The sequence below is a fragment of the Leisingera sp. CC-HEC093 genome (genome assembly GCF_059429195.1).
In genome coordinates this window covers 3,435,171-3,452,457 of the sequence record NZ_JCAIJR010000001.1, presented here as the reverse complement: position 1 = coordinate 3,452,457, position 17,287 = coordinate 3,435,171, and the positions used below count along the sequence as shown (strand labels likewise).

Genomic DNA, 17,287 nt, shown 5'->3' with positions numbered 1-17,287 from the left:
CCGGTTCGCCCTTGCATTCGCCTATCCTGCCCTTGACGCTGCCCCGTATCCCTGAACAAGTATGTTGCAACCACTATACTGCGGCGCGCACCCCGCCCGCCACCCTTAAAAGAGCCCGCAAGATGCTGCTGCTGATCGATAACTACGATTCCTTCACCTACAACCTCGTCCACTACCTCGGCGAGCTTGGCGCGGAAATGGAAGTGCGCCGCAACGACGCCATCAACGTGCAGGAAGCGATGGCGATGAAGCCCTCAGGCATCCTGCTGTCACCCGGCCCGTGCGATCCCGATCAGGCCGGCATCTGCCTTGCGCTGACCGAAGCCGCGGCTGAGACGAAAACGCCGCTGATGGGCGTCTGCCTCGGCCACCAGACCATCGGCCAGGCCTTTGGCGGCAATGTGGTGCGCTGCCACGAGATTGTGCACGGCAAAATGGGCATGATGCACCATAAGGACACAGGCGTTTTCAAGGGGTTGCCAACACCATTTGAGGCTACCCGCTATCACTCCCTGGTGGTGGAGCGTGAAAGTCTGCCAGACTGCCTGGAAATCACCGCCGAACTGGAAGACGGCACCATCATGGGCCTTCAGCACAAGGAGCTGCCGATCCACGGAGTCCAGTTCCACCCGGAATCAATTGCCTCCGAACACGGCCACGCGCTGTTGAAAAATTTCCTTGACGTGATGCAGGTGCCGGCATGAGCGACCAGCTGAAGCCGCTGATCGGTGCCGCCGCCGAACGTTCCCTGACCCGCGAAGAAGCCGAAACCGCCTTTACCCTGCTGTTCGAGGGCGAGGCCACGCCAAGCCAGATCGGCGGCCTTTTGATGGCCATGCGCACCCGCGGCGAAAGCGTCGATGAATACGCCGCCGCTGCAGCCGTGATGCGCGCCAAATGCAACCCGGTATCGGCACCCGCCGGCGCGATGGACATCGTCGGCACCGGCGGCGACGGCAAGAACACCCTCAACATCTCCACCGCCACCGCCTTTGTCGCGGCGGGCGCCGGCGTGGTGGTCGCCAAGCACGGCAATCGCAACCTCAGCTCAAAATCCGGCACTGCCGACATGCAATCGCAGATGGGCATCAACGTTATGGTTGGCACGCAAGTGGTTGAAAAGGCGATCAATGAGGCCGGGATCGGTTTCATGATGGCGCCGATGCACCACCCCGCGGTGGCGCATGTGATGCCGACACGTCAGGAGCTGGGCACCCGAACCATTTTCAACATCCTCGGCCCCCTCACCAATCCGGCCGGCGTCAAGCGCCAGCTGACCGGGGCTTTCAGCCGCGAGATGATCCGCCCGATGGCGGAAACGCTCAAGGCGCTCGGATCTGAACGCGCCTGGCTCGTGCATGGCTCCGACGGCACGGATGAGCTGACCATCACCGGTGTCAGCTGGGTTTCTGCGCTGGAGGAAGATGGCTCCATCCGCGACGTCGAATTGCACCCTGAGGAGGCAGGCCTTCCGGTGCATTCCTTTGACAAGATCGTCGGCGGCACGCCAGAGGAGAACGCCATGGCGTTCCGGGTTCTGCTGCAGGGCGCGCCCTCGGCCTACCGCGACGCTGTGCTGCTGAATGCCGCCGCTGCGCTGGTGGTGGCAGGCAAGGCTGCCGATCTTAAGGAAGGAGCCGCCTTGGCTGCAGAATCCATTGACAGCGGCGCGGCCAAGGCCAAGGTCGAGGCGTTGGCCCGGATCACTTCCGCCGCATGACCCAGCTGCCTGCAGGGCTGGGCGATTGGTCCAGCCTCCCCTTTTTCAGCACCCTTTGGCCCGGGATCTCCGCTGCCATCGCAGCGGACGGCCGGGACATTCTGCCGCCCGCGCACCAGCGGTTTGCAGCACTTGAGCTGACCCAGCCAAGGGACACCCGCGTGGTGATCCTCGGCCAGGACCCCTATCCGACACCCGGCCATGCCCACGGGCTGGCCTTTTCGGCAGAACCGCATGTGCATCCCCTGCCGCGTTCCTTGGCCAATATTTACAAGGAATTGAACGATGATCTTGGCGTAAGCCGTGCAAACGCCGACTTGCGGCCCTGGGCTAGCCAAGGCGTGCTTTTGCTGAATACCGCCCTGTCAGTTCCGGCAGGCGACGCCAACGGCCACAAGCACCTTGGCTGGCACCATCTGGTGCATCAGGTGCTGGAACTGACATCGGCGCGCCCGACCGCCTACATTCTGTGGGGAAATGCCGCGCAAAAGCTTGAAAAACATATCAAACCGGGCGATCACCTTATCCTGAAAACCGCCCATCCCTCGCCTCTGTCGGCGCGGCGCGGCTTCTTCGGGTCCCGGCCCTTTTCAAAAGTGAACAATTGGCTCGCCGCCCGCGGCGAAGCCGGCATAGACTGGAACGCAGGAACGGAGGCCCCGGCATGAAGGAAACTGGCATGACCGAAAACGTGCTCGACAAAATCAAGGCCTACAAGCTTGAGGAAGTGGCGGCAGACAAGGCCGCGAAACCGCTGGAGGCGGTCGAGTCCGAAGCGCGGAATGCCTCCCCTGTGCGCGGCTTTGCCAAAAGCCTGATGCAAGCCAACCGCACCGGCTATGGCCTGATTGCTGAAATCAAGAAGGCCAGCCCGTCCAAGGGGCTGATCCGGCCGGATTTCGAACCGGCGGAACTGGCTAAGGCCTATGAGGATGGCGGCGCCGCCTGCCTGTCGGTGCTGACCGACACCCCCAGCTTCCAGGGCGCCAAGGACTTCCTTACCCAAGCCCGCGAAGCCTGTTCCCTGCCCGCGCTGCGCAAGGACTTCATGTATGACACCTACCAGGTTGCGGAGGCCCGAGCGCTGGGGGCGGACTGCATCCTGATCATTCTCGCATCCGTTTCCGACGCCCAGGCGCAGGAGCTGGAGGAAAGCGCCTTTGAATGGGGCATGGACGTTCTCTTGGAAGTGCATGACGCCGAAGAACTGGAGCGCGCCTGCAACCTGAAATCGCCGCTGATGGGCATCAACAACCGCAACCTCAAAACCTTCGAGACAACGCTGGACACCACCCGCACCCTGTCTCGCATGGTGCCTGCCGACCGGACCATCGTCTGCGAAAGCGGCTTGTCCACGCCCGAGGACCTCAGCGACATGGCCCGCTACGGCGCGCGCACCTTCCTGATCGGCGAAAGCCTGATGCGGCAGGACGATGTCGCCGCGGCGACCCGCGCGTTGCTCGCCAACCCATTGACCCCTGGCATGATGTAAGGAGGCAGCCCATGAGCCTCACCCATTTCGACACCAAAGGCGACGCCCATATGGTCGATGTCTCGGACAAGGCAGTGACTTCGCGCATCGCCACTGCCGAGGGCCACATCACCATGGCGCAGGAAACCTTTGATATTATTGCCGAAGGCCGCGCCAAGAAGGGTGATGTTTTGTCCGTGGCGCGCCTGGCCGGCATCATGGGCGCCAAGAAAACGCCAGAGCTGATCCCGCTTTGCCACCCGTTGCCGGTGACTAAGGTCGCGGTAGAGTTGGCGCTCGATCCGGACCTTCCCGGCGTGCGGATCGAGGCCACCGTCAAGACCACCGGCCAGACCGGGGTTGAAATGGAAGCCCTCACCGCAGTCTCCACCGCCGCGCTTACCGTCTATGACATGGCCAAGGCCGTTGACAAGGCGATGCAGATCGGCGGCATTCGCGTCACATTAAAAGATGGCGGAAAATCAGGCAGGTACGAGGCGTAGATGATCCCCGTCAGCGAAGCCCGTGCGCATCTGTTGGCGCTTGTCAGCCAGTTGGAGACTGAGGAAGTTCCCTTGGCAGAGGCCTCAGGCCGGGTACTTGCGCGTGATGTGCAGGCCCGACGCGACCAGCCGCCATTCTCCGCCTCAGCCATGGACGGCTATGCGGTGAACGCCGCCGAGGTCGAGCTGCACGCCATGTTCAAGGTAATCGGCGAGGCCGCGGCCGGCCACGCTTTCCACGGCCGCGCCGGTGCCGGTCAGGCGGTGCGGATCTTCACCGGGGCCCCGGTGCCGGAAGGCGCAAGTTTCGTTGTTATTCAAGAGGATGTCAGCCGTTCTGGCGACCTCATCACCATCACCGGCGAGCCCGGCAGCAACCACAACATCCGTCCCCGTGGCGGTGATTTCACCGATGGCCAGACCGTCAGCGCACCCAGGCTGCTAACCCCTGCGGACATCGCCTTGCTGGCTGCGATGAACATCCCCTCGGTCCCGGTCATCCGCCGCCCGGAGGTCGCGCTGATCTCCACCGGTGATGAGCTGGTGATGCCCGGCGGCACGCCGGGGCCGGACCAGATCATCGCCTCCAACACCTTTGGCCTCAAGGCGATGCTCGAAGACTTCGGCGCCCGCGCCCGCATCCTGCCCATCGCCCGCGACACAGAAAGCTCCCTGCGCACCGCATTCAGGCTGGCAGAGGGCGCTGATCTGGTCGTCACCATCGGCGGCGCTTCCGTCGGCGATCACGATCTGGTCGGCAAGGTGGCGCAGGACCTCGGGATGGAGCGCAGCTTTTACAAGGTCGCCATGCGCCCCGGCAAACCGCTGATGGCGGGCCGCATGGGCGCTGCTGCGATGGTCGGACTGCCTGGCAATCCGGTTTCTGCCATGGTTTGCGGACATGTTTTCCTTGCACCCGTGATCCGCACCATGCTGGGCCTCCCCTCCGGTGCCGCGCAGCTGCGCACAGCCGCCCTGGCCGCCGCGCTGCCGGAAAACGGCCCGCGGGAGCATTACATGCGCGCTAGGGTCGAAAACGGCCGGCTGACCGCCTTTGAAAACCAGGACAGCTCGCTTCTTACCATCCTGGCAGAGGCCAACGCTCTGCTGGTCCGCGCGCCCGGAGATAACGCCCGCGCCGCAGGCGAAAACGTGCAATACCTCTCCATCTGACTTCGCTTCCTCTTTGCACAAATACCCAGACAGGAGACGCAAACCGCTGGTCCTGCCGCTGCCAATGTTCTGATACAGCCATGTTGACACAAAACGTGAACATGCGTAGAACAAAAGAAAACACGAGGCACGGAGGGAGCGGCGATGCTCACAAAGAAGCAACTTCAACTGCTGGAATTCATTCACAAACGCCTGCAGCGCGATGGCGTGCCCCCCAGTTTTGACGAAATGAAAACCGAACTCGACCTCAGGTCAAAGTCCGGCATCCACCGGCTGATCACGGCGCTGGAGGAACGCGGCTTCATCCGCCGCTTGCCGCACCGCGCCCGGGCCATCGAAATCATCCGCCTCCCCGAAAGCCTCGGCGGCACCGGGGAGCCGCAGGGGTTTGCCCCCAAGGTGATCAAGGGCGGCCAGGCAATGGCCGCACCGCCGGCCCCGGCGCCGGCAGACCCGTTGCGCCAGGCGGCGGTCGAACTGCCGGTAATGGGCCGCATCGCGGCCGGTGTCCCGATTGAGGCGATCAGCCAGGTTTCGCACCAGGTCGCCGTGCCGGGCGGCATGATCGCCCCCACCGGCCAGCACTACGCGCTGGAGGTCAAGGGCGACTCGATGATCGAGGCCGGCATCAACAACGGAGACATCGTGGTGATCCGCGAAACCTCTGCTGCGGACAACGGCGATATTGTGGTGGCGCTGGTCGAGGGCCAGGAAGCAACGCTAAAGCGTTTCTACCGCGAGGGTTCGATGATCGCGCTGGAAGCCGCCAACCCGGTCTATGAAACCCGCCGCTACCCGTCGGACCTGGTCGAGGTCCAGGGCCGACTGGTCGGGCTGATCCGCACTTACTGACTGTCCTTACCGCTCAGCAGCAGCCGCAGGCGGCGGATTTCCCGCCCCTCCGGCTGCCAACCGGTCCAGGGCCGCGCGCCCGCTGCGTCCCGCGCCGTCAGCAGTGTACCGCTGCGGGTCAGGGCGAGGCTGCCAGTCTGCCGCATCACGTCTGGCGTCAGCAGCAGGCAGCCGCTGGCACCCGGCACAGTGGAGATGATGATATCGCTGTCTTTGCAATGGCTTGCCACCGAAAGTTTACGCTTGCCCGGCGCATGAACAAGGCGGAACCCTGCGCCCTGCCACGCCGGCAAGCCCTCCGGGCCGCCCCCCCAGCGGCTGGCGGCAACAGGCTGAGAAGCCGGATCGCCGTCATTCTCCAGCCAGATTTTCGCAGTAAACCCCTGCCCCTTGGCACGCGACAGCGCGCGGCCTTCCGCCTCCATCACTCCGACCAGTCCGCCTGAATCGGAAATCAGGATGTCCGGGCGCACCGCCATGTTCCAAACCGCCAGCGCGGCCGCGGCGGGCAACAGCCCCGCCAGCCGCAATCGTCCCTGCCAAACCACTGCAAAGACCATGCCGCCGGCAAACAGCGGCAGCACCCCGGGCCCGGGCGCCGCCACATGGGAGACCGCGCCGTCAAAGCCAGAGACGCTCCGGGCCACCCATAAGATCCAGTCCATGCCCCATTTCATCAGCGTGAGCCCGATCCATTCCATCCCGACCGGCGCCAGGCACAGCGCCAGCACTGCAGCGGGGATCACAATCGTGCCCATCACCGGCACTGACAGCAGGTTTGCCAAAAGCCCGTAATGCGGAATGGTGTTGAAATGCGCCGCTGCAAACGGGGCGGTGGCCGCCCCGGCCACGGCGGAGGAAATCACCAGGGCAAGGGCGGGCCGCAGCCAGCGCGGCCCAAGCGGCACCTGCCCATCCCTGAGCGCGGCAAACACCGCCACCAATGCGGCAGTGGCGGCAAAGCTCATCTGGAAGCCGGGGCTCAGCAGGCTTTCGGGCCGCCGCAGCAGCACGATCACCGCCGCCACCGCCACCGCACGCAAGGTGATCGCCCGGCGGTTCAGCAGCACCGCGCCAAACATCACCGCCACCATGGCAAAGGCGCGCTCAGTCGCTACATTGCCGCCTGACAGCAGCAGATAGCCCGCCCCGGCGGCCAGCGCTGCCACGGCGGCCAGTTTCTTGACCGGCCAGCGCAGCGCAACCCAAGGCACCAGGCACATCAAGCTGCGCAGCGCCGCAAAGACAAACCCTGTCAGCAGCCCCATGTGCAAGCCGGAGATTGCCAGCAAATGCGCCAGGTTGCTTTGGCGCAGAGCGGTCAGTGTCTCCTCGCCCACACCGCTGCGGTCGCCGGCAGTGACGGCTGCAGCAAAGCCGCCGGTCTCCCCCGGCAGCCGCTGCTGCAGGTATTGCGCCAACGACCTGCGCAGCCGCTCAACCGGCTTGCCGCTGCCGGGCGCCTCGGCCAGCAGCACCGGCACCCGTGTGTAGCCCAGCCCGCCAAGCTGCTTGAACCAGGCATGGCGGCGGAAATCGAAACCGCCGGGTTCCACCGGCCCTTGCGGCGGCAACAGATGTGCGGTGGTCATCACCCGCGCGCCGGGCGGCGGTATGTCTTCCTGACCTTTCAGTGAAATCCTGACGCGCGCAGGCGTATCCGCTGGTGCAACCCTGTTCAGCCGCACCTGATCCAGGGTCAGCCGCAGTGCATCTGTGGGGGAACGGTCCACAGCCACCACCCGTCCCTCGACCGGACCGTAGTACCGGAAGTCCAGAACCGGGGACGCCACAATGTGCGTCCGGGCATATCCCAGGCACAGCCCCGCGGCCAGCAGCGCGGGACCCCAGCACAAAAACGCCAGCGGGTGCCGCATCTGTGCGCCTGCGCCAAGCAGGAACGAAACACAAGCCAGACCCGCGATCACCGCGGTGCCCGGTTCGATTTTCAGGCTGAAATAGGCCCCGATCCCGACACTCAGAAACACCGGCACCCAAGGAAACAGGTTGCCGCGCTGACCTTGCAGAACGTTGCTGAGCGCAGTCCCAAGCCGCATGCTTGCCCCCCGCCTTCTGGCCCGGTAGACAGGCGGAAACTCTACGCCCCACATGGTTTCCAAAAGGTAAATCCCGCCAATGACCCAACCGGTTGTCACCCGTTTCGCGCCGTCTCCCACCGGCTATCTGCACATCGGAGGCGCACGCACAGCGCTGTTCAACTGGCTTTATGCCCGCGGCTGCGGCGGCAAATTCCTGCTGCGGATCGAGGACACCGACCGTGAACGCTCCACGCCTGAGGCGACCGCTGCGATCCTGCAAGGCATGGAATGGCTGGGCCTGGACCACGATGGCGAGGTGATCAGCCAGTTCGAACGCGCGGACCGCCACGCCGAAGTTGCCAAACAGCTGCTGGCCGAAGGCAAGGCGTATAAGTGCTTTGCCACCCAGGAAGAGATTGCCGCCTTCCGCGAGCAAGCCAAGGCTGAGGGGAAGTCGACCCTCTACCGCTCGCCCTGGCGCGACGCCGATGCGGCCAGCCACCCGGACGCGCCCTATGTGATCCGCATCAAGGCGCCGCAGGACGGCGCCACCGTAATCCAGGACGAGGTGCAGGGCGATGTGACCATCCGCAACGACCAGCTCGATGACATGATCCTGCTGCGCTCTGATGGCACCCCGGTCTACATGCTGGCGGTGGTGGTCGATGACCACGACATGGGCGTGACCCATGTGATCCGCGGCGATGATCACCTGAACAATGCTGCCCGCCAGATGATGATCTATCAGGCGATGGGCTGGGATGTGCCGGTCTGGGCGCACATCCCGCTGATTCACGGCGCCGACGGCAAAAAGCTCTCCAAGCGCCATGGCGCGCTTGGCGCGCAGGAATATCAGGCGATGGGCTACCCGGCCGCAGGGATGCGCAATTACCTGGCCCGTCTCGGCTGGTCACACGGCGATGACGAGTTTTTTACGGACGCACAGGCCAAAGAGTGGTTTAATCTCGGAGGCATCGGCAAAAGCCCTGCACGGTTCGACACCAAGAAACTGGAGAATCTCTGCGGCCAGCATATCGCCGTTAGCGATGATGCCGCACTGCGGCAGGAAATCTGCGCCTATCTGGCAGCTGCCGGGGAGCCCGCCCTGACTGACGCACAGTCACAAGGGCTGGAGCGTGCGATGTATTGCCTCAAGGACCGGGCACGCACATTCCCGGAACTGCTTGAAAAAGCGCATTTTATCCTTGCCTCACGGCCTCTTGACCGGGACGCGAAGGCAGAAAAAGCCCTGTCTTCTGTATCCGATGGTATACTGGAGGAATTGACGCCGCAGCTGCAAAATGCTAGCTGGGCCCGTGACGATCTGGAGGCGCTTCTGAACGCATTTGCAGAAGCCCATGATACCAAGTTCGGCAAACTGGCAGGCCCTTTGCGGGCCGTGCTGGCCGGCCGGGCGGTAACGCCTTCGGTGTTCGACATGATGCTGATTCTGGGCCGCGAGGAAACCCTCGCCCGGCTCAAGGACGCTACAGGCTGACTGCGGGCTTGATGCCCGGGCAAGCCTGTTTCTGATAAACGACCCCTGCGCGGAGACGCGCAGGCGCTGCCCCGCATGAAGACGCCCGGATGAGGCAGCTTTCGTGCCCGCAACAGGAAGGGACATCTATGACCGAGACACAGAAATCTGCCAAGCTCAGCCTCAATGGCGAAACCTACGAGCTGCCCATTTTCTCGCCAACGGCCGGGCCAGATGTTCTCGACATCCGCAAGCTTTACGCGCACGCAGGCGTGTTCACCTATGACCCGGGGTTCACCTCGACTGCCAGCTGCGACAGCACCATCACTTTCATTGACGGCGACAAGGGCGAGCTGCTGCACCGCGGCTACCCGATCGACCAGCTGGCGGCAAAATCGCACTATCTGGAAGTCTGCTACCTGCTGCTTTACGGCGAACTGCCGACCGCGGCGCAGCTCGAGGATTTCGAGACCCGTGTGACCCGCCACACCATGGTGCATGAACAGATGCACAACTTCTTCCGCGGGTTCCGCCGCGACGCGCACCCGATGGCGACCCTGGTGGGTGTTGTCGGCGCGATGTCCGCGTTCTACCACGACTCGCTGGATGTGTCCGACCCCTGGCAGCGTGAGGTTGCCGCGGTGCGCCTGATCGCCAAGCTGCCGACCATTGCAGCAATGGCCTATAAGTATTCGATCGGCCAGCCGTTCGTCTATCCGCGCAACGATCTGGATTACGCTGCCAATTTCCTGCACATGTGCTTCTCCGTTCCGGCTGAGGAATACCATGTGAACCCGATCCTCAGCCGGGCGATGGATCGCATCCTGACCCTGCACGCGGATCACGAGCAGAACGCCTCGACCTCGACCGTGCGTCTGGCGTCCTCCTCCGGCGCGAACCCCTTTGCCTGCATCGCGGCCGGTATCGCCTGCCTCTGGGGTCCGGCCCACGGCGGCGCCAATCAGGCCTGCCTGGAGATGCTCAAGGAAATCGGCACCGTCGACCGCATTCCGGAATTCATCGAACGCGCCAAGGACAAGAACGATCCGTTCCGTCTGATGGGCTTTGGCCACCGCGTGTACAAGAACACCGACCCGCGCGCAAAGGTGCTGAAACAGTCCGCGGACGAGGTTCTGGAACTGCTGGGCGTCGACGACAACCCGCTGCTGCAGGTCGCCAAGGAGCTGGAGCAGACCGCCCTGAACGACCCCTACTTCATCGAGAAGAAGCTGTTCCCGAACGTCGACTTCTACTCTGGCATCATTCTGGAGGCGATGGGCTTCCCGACCTCAATGTTCACCCCGATCTTCGCGCTGTCGCGCACCGTCGGCTGGATTTCGCAGTGGAAAGAGATGATCGCCGATCCGCAGAACAAGATCGGCCGCCCGCGCCAGCTGTACCTCGGCGAGACGCTGCGCGACTATGTCGATATCGAAAACCGCTAAACGACTGCAGTAAAACAAAAACGCCCCGCGAGAAGCGGGGCGTTTTTTTGTGTCCAGCAGCTGCCCAGATTAGGGTTCGGACGGCACTGCAACGGGATCGCGGCGGCGTCGAAACCCGGCGCCACCGCTGCGGTGCCGCCAGGAAGCCGGACAAATCCGGCGGGTCCGCCAGAGGCTCTCAGCGCCCCTCGAATTTCGCCGGGCGCTTTTCCATAAAGGCCGTCACACCTTCCAGGAAATCACGGGTCTTGCCGCATTCCCCCTGCAGATGCGCCTCGACCGAGAGCTGCTCTGCCAGGGTGCGGCCATAGCTTTCGCGCAGGGCGGACTTGGTGGCGGCAAAGGCCTTGCTGGGGCCGCTGGCCAGATAGGCCGCACGCTGGCGCCAATGGGCCTCGAACTCAGCGTCCGGCACTGCCTCCCAGATCATGCCCCAGTCACTGGCCTGCTGCGCGCTGATACGGTCGGCAAACAGCGCCGCGCCCATAGATTTGGCCAGGCCGACCTGTCGCGGCAGGAACCAGGTGCCGCCGGCATCCGGGATCAGGCCGATTTTGGTGAAGGCCTGCATGAAGAACGCGCTTTCGCAGGCAATCACCACATCCGCCGCCAGTGCCAGGTTCGCGCCCGCGCCGGCTGCGGCGCCGTTGACCGCGGCCACCACCGGCATCGGGCAGTCATAAATCGCCTGCAGCATCGGCAGGTATTCGTCGCGCAGGGTGCGTTCCAGATCCAGCGGGCCGCCGCCGCTGCCCGCATCGCTCAGGTCCTGGCCAGAACAAAAGGCATCACCGGCGCCGGTCAGCACCACCGCCCGCGCCTCAACCGCGGCCAGCCCCATGGCATGGGTGATTTCCGAGCGCATCTGGCTGTTCAGCGCGTTCTTGCGCGCTTCCCGGTTCAGCGTGATGACTGCCAGCCCGTCTTCAATCGAAAACAGGATTTCTTTGTATTCCATCAGATTGCCCCAACTAAAGTCGATTTGGCCGGCAGGGCCTCTGGGACCCTGCAGCCGGTTGGCAGCCATGGTGGCGCAAACCAGGCTGGCCGGAAAGACAGACCCGGCGTCAATCCTCGAGGATTTTCCGAAGCCGCTCCTGCTCTTCCGCGCTCAGGCGCTGTTCAGCCGCCTTGGGCGCCCTGGCCCGGCCGCGGACATAGAAGACGCCGATGATCAGCGCCGCCAGCAGCATCAGCGGCCCTGCCGCCCACAGCAGCCAGTTGGCTCCGCTGGTGGTCGGGCGCAGCAGCACGTATTCGCCATAGCGATCGACGATGAAATCCATCGCCTCGCGGTCGCTGTCGCCGGCCACCAGCCGCTCGCGCAGCAGAACACGCAGGTCGCGGGCCAGCTCGGCGTTCGACTCGTCAATGCTCTCGTTGCGGCAGACAAGGCAGCGCAGGTCTTTGGACAGCTCGCGGGCGCGGCCCTCCAGCACCGGGTCGGCCAGCACCTCTTCAGGCTCAACCGCCAGCGCAGGCGTCGGCACCACCAGCGAGACAGCCAGTACGCCGGCCAGGGCCAGGATAATAAAACGCAGCAGTTTCATTCCGCAGGCACCCCCGCCGATGGTGTCTTGCGCGCCCCTGCCGCAACACGGAAGCGCCGGTCGCTCAAGCTCAGCAGGCCGCCCAGTGACATCAGGATGCATCCGGCCCAGATCCAGTTGGCAAAGGGCTTGATATAGGTCCGCATGGTCCAGCTGCCGTCCGCCTGTTCGTCCCCCAGCACCACATAAAGATCGCGGGTCACGCGGTAATCAATCGCCGCCTCAGTCGTGGGCATCTTGGCAACCGGATAGTCACGCTTCTCCGGGAACATCACCGCCTCGGGGCGGCCATTTCGGGTCACTTCAACGCGGCCCTTGGTGGTGAAATAGTTCGGCCCCTGCTCCCGGCTCACGTCTGTGAGCATCAGGGTGAAAGCGCCGACCTCAAACGGCTCGCCAATGCGGGCGACGCGGATGTCTTCCTGTTCCCAGGCCGTAAGGCCCGCGATGGCAAAGATGGTGATACCCAGCCCGCCGTGGGCCACGGCCTTGCCCCAATCCGCCCGCGGCAGCCGCAGCATACGGCCAAGACGGTTCTCGCGGCCGCTGCGCAGCCACAGGTCGGCCAGCGCGCCAAAGACCATCCAGGAACCAAGGAACAGCCCCACCGGCCCCAGCGCCGACTTGCCTGTCTGCAGTGCCCAGGCCAGCACGCCCAGCGATACCGCCAGCACGAACACATAGCGCAGCTGCCAGGCCACCTTTCCGATCCGCCCGCGTTTCCAGGGCAGCATGGCTCCGATCGGCATGATCAGTCCCAGCACCACCATGAACGGCGTGAAGGCAGAGTTGAAGAACGGCGGGCCGACGCTCAGCTTACGGGCAAAGACCATCTCCGCGACGATCGGCCAGACGGTGCCGAAGAATACGACAAAGCAGCTCACAGCCAGCAGGATGTTATTGGCCACCAGCGCGGTTTCGCGGCTGACGGTGCCAAACAGCCCCTTGGCCTCCATCGCCTGGGCGCGGGCGGCAAACAGCGTCAGCGCACCGCCGGTGAAAAACGCCAGGATGAACAGGATGAACACGCCGCGTTCCGGGTCGTTGGCAAAGGCGTGAACGCTGGTGATGATGCCGGAGCGCACGATGAAGGTGCCGATCAGCGAGAAGCCAAAGGCAAGGATTGCCAGGAGGATAGTCCAGCTTTTCAGCGCCTCGCGCTTCTCTACCACGATGGCAGAGTGCAGCAGAGCCGCGGCCAGCAGCCAGGGCATGAAGGAGGCGTTCTCCACCGGATCCCAGAACCAGAAACCGCCCCAGCCCAGCTCATAATAGGCCCACCAGGACCCCAGCGCGATGCCGATGGTCAGGAAGATCCAGGCGGCCAGCGTCCAGGGCCGCACCCAGCGGCCCCAGGCGGCGTCAATGCGGCCTTCGATCAGGGCAGCCACGGCAAAGGAGAAGGCCATCGAAAGCCCAACGTAACCGAGGTAGAGGAACGGCGGGTGGAACGCGAGCCCCGGGTCCTGCAGCAGCGGATTGAGGTCCTGGCCGTCGAACGGCGGCACCGTCAGCCGCAGGAACGGGTTGGAGGTGAACAGGATGAAGGCAAAGAACGCCACGCCGATTGCCGCCTGTACTGACAGCACCCGTGCCTTCAGCGTCGGCGGCAGCCCGCCGCCAAAGACCGAGGCCATCGCCCCGAACAGGCTGACGATCAGCACCCACAACAGCATCGAGCCCTCATGGTTCCCCCAAGTGCCGGAGATCTTATAGAGCATAGGCTTGGCCGAATGGCTGTTGAGCATCACCAGCTTCAGCGAGAAATCCGAGGTGATGAAGGCCCACATCAGCGCGCCGAACGCAAAGGCTGTGAACAGGAACTGCGCCTGTGCAGCCGGTTCCGCCACGGCCATCCAGCCAGGCCAGCGTTTATGGGCGCCGATCAGGGGGATAACGGCCTGCACGATGGCAATCATGAAGGCGAGAATTAGGGCAAAATGTCCGAGTTCTGTAATCATGTGCCGATGTGTCCATGTATGCTCTGTAAGGCTGGGTTTTCCTATACGCCTGTCTGCCGGCAGGTCCAATGGCAAACGCCGCGCCACGGCGCCGCAGAAGGCAAATTGTGATCAGCGGCGGCGGGTTTTCCAGGCCTCCAGCGCCGGGTTGGTCTCGGTTCCGGTGGCGTCCAGCCGGGCGGCGGCATCAGTGCCGGTGCCGGCTGCGGCAGGTGTGTCAGCCCGCAGGCGTTCGAGCGCCGCGATGTTCCGGGCCACCTGCGGCACCCGGGCCATGCTGGCAGCCAGCCCCTGCTGGAACTCCTGGCTTTTCACCTGGTGGCGCGCGCCGAAGTAGAACGAGACGATGACCCCCAAAAGCCACCACAGCGGTTCCGGCACCAGCGCCAGACCCTGCATCCGGGCGGCAAACCACACCGGATCGCTAAGGGCCGAGATCAGCAGCGCCAGGGTGCCGAGCGCCAGCAAGGGCCGCGGCAGCCGGTTCATACCGTCCATGAACCGGTCGAACCGGCTTTTGCCGCCATACTGGAACTCTGCTGCCAGCTGGTTCAGCGCGGCGTTTTGCATTTCATGCGCCCGCACCGCGCCGGCCTCGGTGTTTTCGCGGAACACCTCAAGGGTTTCCCGCAAGGCATTGCGCCGGTTTCCGAAAATCATGCCGAAGATATCCGCGATCAGCCCCATGCTGCTGTCCTCCGCTGAAACGCCTGGCGGCTCAGGTGGTACTGGGCGGAGATGAACTCTTCGGCCCGCCGGATCCAGCCGCCCTTGGTGCCATCACGGGCGCGGGCAAACTTGCGGCTGGCCACGCGGCGGTCTGCAAGGCGGAAGTAATAATTGCGCCGGGCAATGCCATAGGCATCACGCAGGGCGTCTGCGTCCACCAGGGCCGCCTGCGCTGCCGCCGATGCGGTCTGCGGGCCGATGGCGCCGTCCACGGCCACCTTGAACCCCATTTCGCACAGCAGCCGCTGCAGGATGCGCACCGCGTTGCTGCCCGCATTCACATACATGTCAAAGACTGTCGCCTGCAGACAGACCGGCAGGCTGCTGATATGGGGCGCCTCAAAGTAGTGGCGGATGAAAATCCCAACTGCCTGCGCCCGGCTGAGCAGTCTTACATCCTCGACCCCCACCTGCCCGTCGCCCGTCAGATCCAGCCCCAGCCGCTTCATAGTGCCGATGGTCACCCCGAATTTGGTCGCGCCGCCCGGATCATCCGGATCATTCACAAAGCCGCCTTCGCGCGCCACGATCTGTTCTGCGATTTCCTGAACTGTCTGCATGTCACCTCACCACTTCGGTTTGGGTCATACTGCCGCAAGGGGCCTAAGATCCCCTGACACCACCGTACGCCGGGTACGCAACACCCGCCCAGGCCGACGCCGCGCCGCGCGCATCGCGCGGCGCCCGGCCCAACGCAAAACGCCCCCCGTAAGGGAGGCGTCTTTGGGGCGGGAGCGCTCTGTCCGGACTGGCTGGATCAGGTCTCGGGCTCCTGGTACACCCCCTGCTCCTTCAGTGCGTCCATGACTTCCTTGGGCATGTAGGTTTCGTCATGTTTGGCGAGTATTTCAGTGGCTTCGAAGATACCGTTCACATAGCTGCCGGTGCCGACCATACCCTGGTTCTCCTCAAAGAGATCGGGCAGCACGCCGGTATAGGCAACCTGCACAGTGGCACCGCCGTCGGTCACGTCGAAATGCACCGTCATGCCCTGGCCGCGCTGCAGCGAACCTTCGGCCACCAGACCGCCGATGCGGAACACTTCGGACGGCTTCGGCGGCTCTTCCATCACCTGGCTGGGCGAGCGGAAATAGTTGATCCCGTCCTGCAAGGCATAGCCGATCAGGGCGGTGGCAACGATCAGGGCCACCGCGGCAACCGCGATGACCTGGATACGGCGCTGTTTCTTCAGGTTCTTCATGGTGTCCTCATATCAGGCCCAAGCCAGCGCCGCCCCCGGATCAGGGGAACAGCGGCGCCATCATCAGACCCTCGGTTTCATCCTCACCTAACATCAGGTTTGCGTTCTGCAAGGCCTGGCCGCTGCTCCCCTTTGTCAGGTTGTCGAGTGCCGCAATGACGATGGCGCGGCCTTCGATCCGGTCCTGCGCAACGCCGATGTGGCAGAAGTTGGAGCCGCGCACATGATGGGTGCTTGGCGCCTCGCCAAAGGGCAGCAGCTCAATGAAGGGTTCGTCAGCGTAAGCCCTGGCAAAGGTGTCATGGATCGCCTTCGCGTCGCCCTTCACATAGACGGTCGCCAGAATGCCGCGGTTGGCGGGCAGCAGGTGCGGGGTGAACTGCACCTTCACGGGGCGGCCTGCGATCTTGCTGAACTCTTGGTCGAATTCGCCCAGGTGCCGGTGGGTGCCGCCGATGGCGTAGGCGTTGCAGCCCTCGCTCAGCTCTGCATGCAGCAGATTTTCCTTGAGCGACCGGCCGGCGCCGGAGACGGCGCATTTCAGGTCCAGGATGATATCGTCCAGGTCGATGACGCCACCCTCGATCAGCGGCCGCAGGGCAAACTGGCCGGTTGCGGCGTTACAGCCTGTGCCGGCCACCAGACGGGCGGATTTGATCTCTTCCCGGTAGAACTCGGTCAGGCCGTAGACTGCTTCTTCCTGCTGCTCCAGCGCGGCATGGGGATTGCCGTACCATTTTTCGTATTCCGCCGGATCGCGCAGCCGGAAGTCCGCAGACAGATCGACGATCTTCAGGTCCTTGGGCAGGGCCGCGATTACCTCTTGGCTGGTCTTATGCGGCAGCGCGCAGAAGCAAAGGTCGATGCCGGAGAAGTCGATTTCGCCAATCTTACACAGCACCGGCAGCTCCATATGGCGCAGGTGCGGGAACACTTCGGCCATGGTCATGCCGGCCTTGCGGTCGGCGGACAGGGCCGCGATGCCGATGTTCGGGTGCTGGGCAATCAGCCGCACCAGTTCGGCGCCAGTGTAGCCGGAAGCGCCAAGGATAGCCACTTTATGGGTCATGTCAGACCTCGTCTTTCGATGTGATATGCCGGTTCCGCAGCCATCTGCGGAGAGAAATAGGGAAAACTGCGCCTCAGCACTTTGACCTGGAACAAGG

The 17,287-nt window shown here is 63.9% G+C and carries 17 protein-coding genes; 9 read left to right on the top strand and 8 right to left on the bottom strand.

The genetic code is table 11. The features are described 5' to 3' along the window. Positions 1-122: 122 nt before the first annotated feature. The 7 genes from AC5STB_RS16915 to lexA all read left to right on the top strand — a co-directional run bounded on the left by AC5STB_RS16915 (position 123) and on the right by lexA (position 5,719). Positions 123-704, top strand: coding sequence for an anthranilate synthase component II (locus AC5STB_RS16915; RefSeq protein ID WP_495443961.1), 582 nt, complete (start codon positions 123-125; stop codon positions 702-704). Next, positions 701-1,720 carry an anthranilate phosphoribosyltransferase gene (gene trpD, locus AC5STB_RS16910; protein ID WP_495443960.1) on the top strand — a complete coding sequence of 340 codons (1,020 nt, stop codon included), beginning with the start codon at positions 701-703 and terminating at the stop codon, positions 1,718-1,720. Before AC5STB_RS16915 ends, trpD begins: the two co-directional genes overlap by 4 nt. Beyond that, positions 1,717-2,388, top strand: a complete 672-nt coding sequence (locus AC5STB_RS16905; RefSeq protein ID WP_495443959.1) for a uracil-DNA glycosylase — start codon at positions 1,717-1,719, stop codon at positions 2,386-2,388. Before trpD ends, AC5STB_RS16905 begins: the two co-directional genes overlap by 4 nt. 11 nt (positions 2,389-2,399) lie before the next feature. Next, positions 2,400-3,212, top strand: a complete 813-nt coding sequence (gene trpC / locus AC5STB_RS16900; RefSeq protein ID WP_495443958.1) for an indole-3-glycerol phosphate synthase TrpC — start codon at positions 2,400-2,402, stop codon at positions 3,210-3,212. An 11-nt stretch (positions 3,213-3,223) separates the two neighbouring features. Then, positions 3,224-3,694 (top strand): cyclic pyranopterin monophosphate synthase MoaC, encoded by a 471-nt coding sequence (gene moaC / locus AC5STB_RS16895; protein ID WP_495443957.1) that lies wholly within the window; start codon positions 3,224-3,226, stop codon positions 3,692-3,694. Further along, entirely contained in the window at positions 3,695-4,867 is a 1,173-nt protein-coding gene (locus AC5STB_RS16890; RefSeq protein ID WP_495443956.1) for a molybdopterin molybdotransferase MoeA, read from the top strand. Positions 4,868-5,011: 144 nt separating this feature from the next. Next, positions 5,012-5,719, top strand: coding sequence for a transcriptional repressor LexA (lexA, locus tag AC5STB_RS16885; protein ID WP_495443955.1), 708 nt, complete (start codon positions 5,012-5,014; stop codon positions 5,717-5,719). Here lexA and AC5STB_RS16880 read toward each other — a convergent pair. Further along, on the bottom strand, positions 5,713-7,776 hold the full coding sequence (locus AC5STB_RS16880) for a ComEC/Rec2 family competence protein (RefSeq protein ID WP_495443954.1): 2,064 nt from the start codon (positions 7,774-7,776) through the stop codon (positions 5,713-5,715). The two genes, lexA and AC5STB_RS16880, sit on opposite strands and share 7 nt — an antisense overlap. 79 nt (positions 7,777-7,855) lie before the next feature. On the opposite strand from AC5STB_RS16880, the gene gltX reads away from it, so the two are divergent. Together gltX and AC5STB_RS16870 are read left to right on the top strand one after the other, a co-directional pair. After that, positions 7,856-9,256, top strand: a complete 1,401-nt coding sequence (gene gltX, locus AC5STB_RS16875) for a glutamate--tRNA ligase (protein ID WP_495443953.1) — start codon at positions 7,856-7,858, stop codon at positions 9,254-9,256. Positions 9,257-9,384: 128 nt separating this feature from the next. Next, positions 9,385-10,680, top strand: coding sequence for a citrate synthase (locus tag AC5STB_RS16870; RefSeq protein ID WP_495443952.1), 1,296 nt, complete (start codon positions 9,385-9,387; stop codon positions 10,678-10,680). A gap of 178 nt (positions 10,681-10,858) precedes the next feature. On the opposite strand, the gene AC5STB_RS16865 is transcribed toward AC5STB_RS16870, so the two are convergent. The 7 genes from AC5STB_RS16865 to argC all read right to left on the bottom strand — a co-directional run bounded on the left by AC5STB_RS16865 (position 10,859) and on the right by argC (position 17,190). Further along, complete coding sequence (locus AC5STB_RS16865; RefSeq protein WP_495443951.1) at positions 10,859-11,638, bottom strand: enoyl-CoA hydratase-related protein; 780 nt, start codon at positions 11,636-11,638, stop codon at positions 10,859-10,861. A gap of 109 nt (positions 11,639-11,747) precedes the next feature. Continuing rightward, positions 11,748-12,230: a cytochrome c-type biogenesis protein gene (locus tag AC5STB_RS16860; RefSeq protein ID WP_495443950.1), complete on the bottom strand. Its 483-nt coding sequence runs from the start codon at positions 12,228-12,230 to the stop codon at positions 11,748-11,750. After that, positions 12,227-14,191 (bottom strand): heme lyase CcmF/NrfE family subunit, encoded by a 1,965-nt coding sequence (locus AC5STB_RS16855; RefSeq protein WP_495443949.1) that lies wholly within the window; start codon positions 14,189-14,191, stop codon positions 12,227-12,229. Before AC5STB_RS16855 ends, AC5STB_RS16860 begins: the two co-directional genes overlap by 4 nt. A gap of 111 nt (positions 14,192-14,302) precedes the next feature. Continuing rightward, a complete protein-coding gene (locus AC5STB_RS16850; protein ID WP_495443948.1) occupies positions 14,303-14,878 on the bottom strand; it encodes a holin family protein in 576 nt (191 codons plus the stop codon). Further along, positions 14,869-15,480, bottom strand: a complete 612-nt coding sequence (locus AC5STB_RS16845; protein ID WP_495443947.1) for a holin-associated N-acetylmuramidase — start codon at positions 15,478-15,480, stop codon at positions 14,869-14,871. Before AC5STB_RS16845 ends, AC5STB_RS16850 begins: the two co-directional genes overlap by 10 nt. Positions 15,481-15,677: 197 nt before the next feature. Continuing rightward, positions 15,678-16,121, bottom strand: coding sequence for a cytochrome c maturation protein CcmE (gene ccmE / locus AC5STB_RS16840; RefSeq protein WP_495443946.1), 444 nt, complete (start codon positions 16,119-16,121; stop codon positions 15,678-15,680). A 40-nt stretch (positions 16,122-16,161) separates the two neighbouring features. After that, positions 16,162-17,190: an N-acetyl-gamma-glutamyl-phosphate reductase gene (argC, locus tag AC5STB_RS16835; protein WP_495443945.1), complete on the bottom strand. Its 1,029-nt coding sequence runs from the start codon at positions 17,188-17,190 to the stop codon at positions 16,162-16,164. Positions 17,191-17,287 lie beyond the last annotated feature (97 nt).

Excerpts from the sequence above, each read along its gene's own strand:
- AC5STB_RS16850 (WP_495443948.1), bottom strand. The coding sequence starts at position 14,878 with ATGGGGCTGATCGCGGATATCTTCGGCATGATTTTCGGAAACCGGCGC.
- AC5STB_RS16845 (WP_495443947.1), bottom strand. The coding sequence starts at position 15,480 with ATGCAGACAGTTCAGGAAATCGCAGAACAGATCGTGGCGCGCGAAGGC.
- trpC (WP_495443958.1), top strand. The coding sequence starts at position 2,400 with ATGACCGAAAACGTGCTCGACAAAATCAAGGCCTACAAGCTTGAGGAA.
- gltX (WP_495443953.1), top strand. The coding sequence starts at position 7,856 with ATGACCCAACCGGTTGTCACCCGTTTCGCGCCGTCTCCCACCGGCTAT.
- moaC (WP_495443957.1), top strand. The coding sequence starts at position 3,224 with ATGAGCCTCACCCATTTCGACACCAAAGGCGACGCCCATATGGTCGAT.
- AC5STB_RS16905 (WP_495443959.1), top strand. The coding sequence starts at position 1,717 with ATGACCCAGCTGCCTGCAGGGCTGGGCGATTGGTCCAGCCTCCCCTTT.
- AC5STB_RS16915 (WP_495443961.1), top strand. The coding sequence starts at position 123 with ATGCTGCTGCTGATCGATAACTACGATTCCTTCACCTACAACCTCGTC.
- AC5STB_RS16870 (WP_495443952.1), top strand. The coding sequence starts at position 9,385 with ATGACCGAGACACAGAAATCTGCCAAGCTCAGCCTCAATGGCGAAACC.
- lexA (WP_495443955.1), top strand. The coding sequence starts at position 5,012 with ATGCTCACAAAGAAGCAACTTCAACTGCTGGAATTCATTCACAAACGC.
- AC5STB_RS16880 (WP_495443954.1), bottom strand. The coding sequence starts at position 7,776 with ATGCGGCTTGGGACTGCGCTCAGCAACGTTCTGCAAGGTCAGCGCGGC.
- AC5STB_RS16890 (WP_495443956.1), top strand. The coding sequence starts at position 3,695 with ATGATCCCCGTCAGCGAAGCCCGTGCGCATCTGTTGGCGCTTGTCAGC.
- AC5STB_RS16860 (WP_495443950.1), bottom strand. The coding sequence starts at position 12,230 with ATGAAACTGCTGCGTTTTATTATCCTGGCCCTGGCCGGCGTACTGGCT.
- AC5STB_RS16865 (WP_495443951.1), bottom strand. The coding sequence starts at position 11,638 with ATGGAATACAAAGAAATCCTGTTTTCGATTGAAGACGGGCTGGCAGTC.
- ccmE (WP_495443946.1), bottom strand. The coding sequence starts at position 16,121 with ATGAAGAACCTGAAGAAACAGCGCCGTATCCAGGTCATCGCGGTTGCC.
- argC (WP_495443945.1), bottom strand. The coding sequence starts at position 17,190 with ATGACCCATAAAGTGGCTATCCTTGGCGCTTCCGGCTACACTGGCGCC.
- trpD (WP_495443960.1), top strand. The coding sequence starts at position 701 with ATGAGCGACCAGCTGAAGCCGCTGATCGGTGCCGCCGCCGAACGTTCC.
- AC5STB_RS16855 (WP_495443949.1), bottom strand. The coding sequence starts at position 14,191 with ATGATTACAGAACTCGGACATTTTGCCCTAATTCTCGCCTTCATGATT.